Here is a 3,296-nt window from a genome sequence, read left to right on the forward strand (position 1 = left end):
GTGGGTTTGTCTGGGTTCAACTGATGTGTAGACAGCAGCACTTCACTCGACAGACAGTGTCAGGTCCTGTCGTCATTCCCGACTTGATAGCCGTCTTCTCGTGGCGAGGCGCAGGCTTGGGGTTCAACTCGCCCCGGAGAACCATTCCCATGGTCGAGTGCCAGCTAATACGCATTAAACACAATCCTGCTAATGCCGAGTCATCACCGCGCCGATGCGCCCATTAAACGTAATGAAGCTTTAACACCGTGAAATAAAAGTTCACTGTAATCGGGAACACAGCTTTGCTCAGTGAGAAATCTTCTAGAAAGAAGCGTTAAATTGCTTTCGTTTTTGCCATTGTGAAATTGTCTGAAAACGAAGGGCCCCCGTTAGTTGGGGCTATCGACCCCTTCATTTGCCGACATTGCCCGGAGGAGGGCGGCGACGTTCCAAAGAAGGCCGAGGCCAAGCAAGCGGACGACACTGCCGAAGATCATCCTGCCGAAGTAGCGCGGCGGGGTGGCGCAGCACGGTTGGGGGATGTTCACTAGTGAAAAATGGCGACCGGGGCGCCCGGACCTCTAGAATCGATTGGAGTGAAATAACTGGGCGACTAGAGGCTGCGAATATTCAAGGGTGCCCAATCCGTTCGTCGCCTACGCCCTGATTTTCCGCCTGGTGAGTTATCTCAGTTCGATCGGAGACTACGATGATGGAACGAAATATGGTTACGACGGCGTTCGAACTTCCGGGTTACAGGATAGAGCGATCGTTTGGAGTAGCTCGGGGCATCATCGTTCGATCGCGATCCATAGTCGGGGCGCTCGGAGCATCCCTCCAGACAATATTCGGTGGAAACATTTCACTGTATACGTCGCTATGTGAGCGAGCGCGACAAGATGCATACGAACGCATGCTTGCCCAAGCTGAAGGGCTAGGAGCGAACGGCATCATCGGAATGCGCTACGACGCAACAGAAATAGCAAGAGGAATCACAGAAGTACTGTGTTACGGGACGGCCGTCCACGCGACGTCGCTACACTAAAAAGTGTGTGCTGAACGAATCCGACGGCACAGCCACGTTGCTAACTTGCCAGCGGCATGAGCCTCAGAGAGGTCTTCAGCGCGGCCAACTTGCCTGGTCCCGCGGAAGTTGGCCATGTGGGTCGTTGACCTCGATCGAATTGCCATCTCCGAGGCGGTCAGTAAACACCACGACGTTTGTACCGCTCTCGTGGGTCTGGCTGGGAAACACAATGCCGGTAAAGCCCTGCTCCCGAACCATGTCGCTGAGAACCCAGGTTGGGGGCTCGATGTGCAGCTCGAATTTCAGGTGCCGCTAATCCTCGCGCCAGTCGTGCCAAAGGTCGTCCCAAAGAGGCTGCGGTGGAGTTGCCGCAGGTCGACCAGATCACGCAGCGCGACGGTGTAGGAGCAGACCGTGCAGGGTGGCAGGAAGGGCGAGGTCTGCTGGTACTCGCGCAGCGCCGTCAGTTCTTCCAGCGACAAATACAGTGCCTCGACACCTTCACGGTTGAAGCGCCCGCCCTTCGCTGCGGCGCCCGCTCCACTGGCCGGCCGGCTGGCCCAGCGGGGTGTATGTGCGCGGCAAAGCACAGTGCCCGCCGGCAAGTGCGTCAGGATCATCCAACAAATCCTGCACTGATCGACTCCAGATAGTCGATCGCATCCTCAGTCCGCCCGTCCTGGAGCAGTTGCAGGATAGTCTTATGGCGACACGTGGGGATTGGCTGGTTCTTGACGAGAAACAGCGCTCGCTCGAAGTCCGGCTGTACCGCCACAGCTGCCGACAGCACGCGCATGAGGTCGCGCAAGGTGGACTGGAGTTTCGGCGACTCAGGATGGGTGCGCAGCGTGTTGCGATGAACACCCGCCAAGGTTGCCAGGTCTTGCTGCTGCAAGCCCAAAACGTTGGCGAGGTTGGCGGCGGATAGACGGGACGTTCCCGCTTCCCGTGCGGACTCAAGCACGTCGGCAAAGGCAATGGCGCGCATGGGGCGCTCCAAGTAGCGAACTGTACAAGCACATTATACGCACAGTTTGCGCATAGCTCAACGCTCCACAATGCGCGCCGGAGTTCGGCTCGGAACTTGCGGCACTGACGTTGCAAATGTCGAAATTGTCCCAACTCTGAACTTTGGTCACTTTAACTCTGAACTGGCCCGCGACCCGCCGACCAGCCTCGAGGTCGAGGAGCCGCGCTTGGGCATCGCGGCGGCCGAAGGCCGATCAGCGGTGAACAAAGGGGAGCGGGGAGAACGAACCGTCAACCGTGCGATGGGTCCGTGGTTGCAGGGCCGGCGCCGGCCGGTCGGCCATCTACGGACATTGGGCGGCGCTTGCCAGCGGACATTCGAACGGCTGCCTAGATCAGGTAACGGACTCCCGAAGGCTGAACGATCCGGGAGCATCCGACGCGGCCGCCGCTGTCAAACCTCGATTGCCGCAGGTGCGGACCGTCCCCGCGTTCGACTTACGGGATCACGCAACCGGTGCGACTGACGCGCCGACAATGCCATGGGTTGTCAGAGAAGCAGCCACAAACCCGGTTGCTTTCATGTCTTCAACAAACTGCCGGAGAATATCCGCGGCAGCGTCGCCGCGGCTCTTCGGGGCGCCCATTGCCTGCTGAATCACCATGAACCGTTCGCCCAGCAATCGAAGGCCGTGGTTCCTGGAGGCATCAGCCTCCAGTGTTGCTTGACCCCGGCAGCCACCTCCGAGCCCTGTTCGATAAAGGTCTGAACCACAGCGGGCGATGTAGGCGCGCGAACGATTTGCGCGTGCTTGAGTTCGCGCGAAAGAAAAAGATCGTATGCGCTGCCCTTGCCAACGACAACATGATTGGCTGTGTTGTCGACGTCCTCGTTCGTCCGGATCGTCGATTCCTCCCTGACCAGATAGAAGCCCTCGATCAAGACGTATGGCGCGGTGAAGGCAATGCTCGCCCCTCTCAGTGGATCAATGGCAAAGAAACCAATATCAGTCCGTTCGTCGCTCACGGCCTCGACGGATTTTCCGGCAGAGTCAAATACGACCAGCTCGAGCTCGACTGCCAATCGCTTCGCGAATTCCCGTGCAAGATCTACTGAACGGCGGTCCCCAGATCTCACCACGGGCCGATGCGCTATTACGCAGCACCGTTTCAGTGCGCTCCGTGGGGATCGACGGCGGATACAGCAGCCTGGCCGGACACAGCAGCCGGCAGGACGGCTGGTTCGAAGTCATCGTCGGAAAATCACTGCGCGACGACGGTCGTGGACAGGCGGCGCATGCGCAGTCACGTAGCAGCG

At 58.9% G+C, this 3,296-nt stretch carries 4 protein-coding genes and 2 pseudogenes; 2 read left to right on the forward strand and 4 right to left on the reverse strand.

Going from position 1 to position 3,296, the window contains the following annotated elements:
• The first annotated feature begins 691 nt into the window (after positions 1-691).
• Positions 692-1,027: a YbjQ family protein gene (locus P0D73_RS46030; protein WP_408436343.1), complete on the forward strand. Its 336-nt coding sequence runs from the start codon at positions 692-694 to the stop codon at positions 1,025-1,027.
• Between the two features lie 75 nt (positions 1,028-1,102).
• On the opposite strand, the gene P0D73_RS46035 is transcribed toward P0D73_RS46030, so the two are convergent.
• The 4 genes and pseudogenes from P0D73_RS46035 to P0D73_RS46050 form a co-directional block, all read right to left on the reverse strand.
• Entirely contained in the window at positions 1,103-1,267 is a 165-nt protein-coding gene (locus tag P0D73_RS46035) for an RES domain-containing protein (RefSeq protein WP_408320792.1), read from the reverse strand.
• A gap of 44 nt (positions 1,268-1,311) precedes the next feature.
• Complete coding sequence (locus P0D73_RS46040; RefSeq protein ID WP_408320790.1) at positions 1,312-1,629, reverse strand: RES domain-containing protein; 318 nt, start codon at positions 1,627-1,629, stop codon at positions 1,312-1,314.
• Positions 1,626-1,997 carry a DNA-binding protein gene (locus P0D73_RS46045; protein ID WP_408320788.1) on the reverse strand — a complete coding sequence of 124 codons (372 nt, stop codon included), beginning with the start codon at positions 1,995-1,997 and terminating at the stop codon, positions 1,626-1,628. The genes P0D73_RS46040 and P0D73_RS46045 overlap by 4 nt, the downstream gene beginning before the upstream one ends.
• A 487-nt stretch (positions 1,998-2,484) precedes the next feature.
• Positions 2,485-3,095, reverse strand: a pseudogene (locus P0D73_RS46050) (transporter substrate-binding domain-containing protein); the annotation flags it as partial.
• Between the two features lies 1 nt (position 3,096).
• Here P0D73_RS46050 and P0D73_RS46055 point away from each other — a divergent pair.
• Positions 3,097-3,296, forward strand: a pseudogene (locus P0D73_RS46055) (hypothetical protein); the annotation flags it as partial.

The sequence above is a fragment of the Paraburkholderia sp. RL18-101-BIB-B genome, from assembly GCF_046026985.1.
GTDB lineage: Bacteria > Pseudomonadota > Gammaproteobacteria > Burkholderiales > Burkholderiaceae > Paraburkholderia.

Bases quoted from the DNA above. Each gene is read 5' to 3' on its own strand.
- P0D73_RS46030 (WP_408436343.1), top strand. From the start codon at position 692: ATGATGGAACGAAATATGGTTACGACGGCGTTCGAACTTCCGGGTTAC.
- P0D73_RS46035 (WP_408320792.1), bottom strand. From the start codon at position 1,267: ATGGTTCGGGAGCAGGGCTTTACCGGCATTGTGTTTCCCAGCCAGACC.
- P0D73_RS46040 (WP_408320790.1), bottom strand. From the start codon at position 1,629: ATGATCCTGACGCACTTGCCGGCGGGCACTGTGCTTTGCCGCGCACAT.
- P0D73_RS46045 (WP_408320788.1), bottom strand. From the start codon at position 1,997: ATGCGCGCCATTGCCTTTGCCGACGTGCTTGAGTCCGCACGGGAAGCG.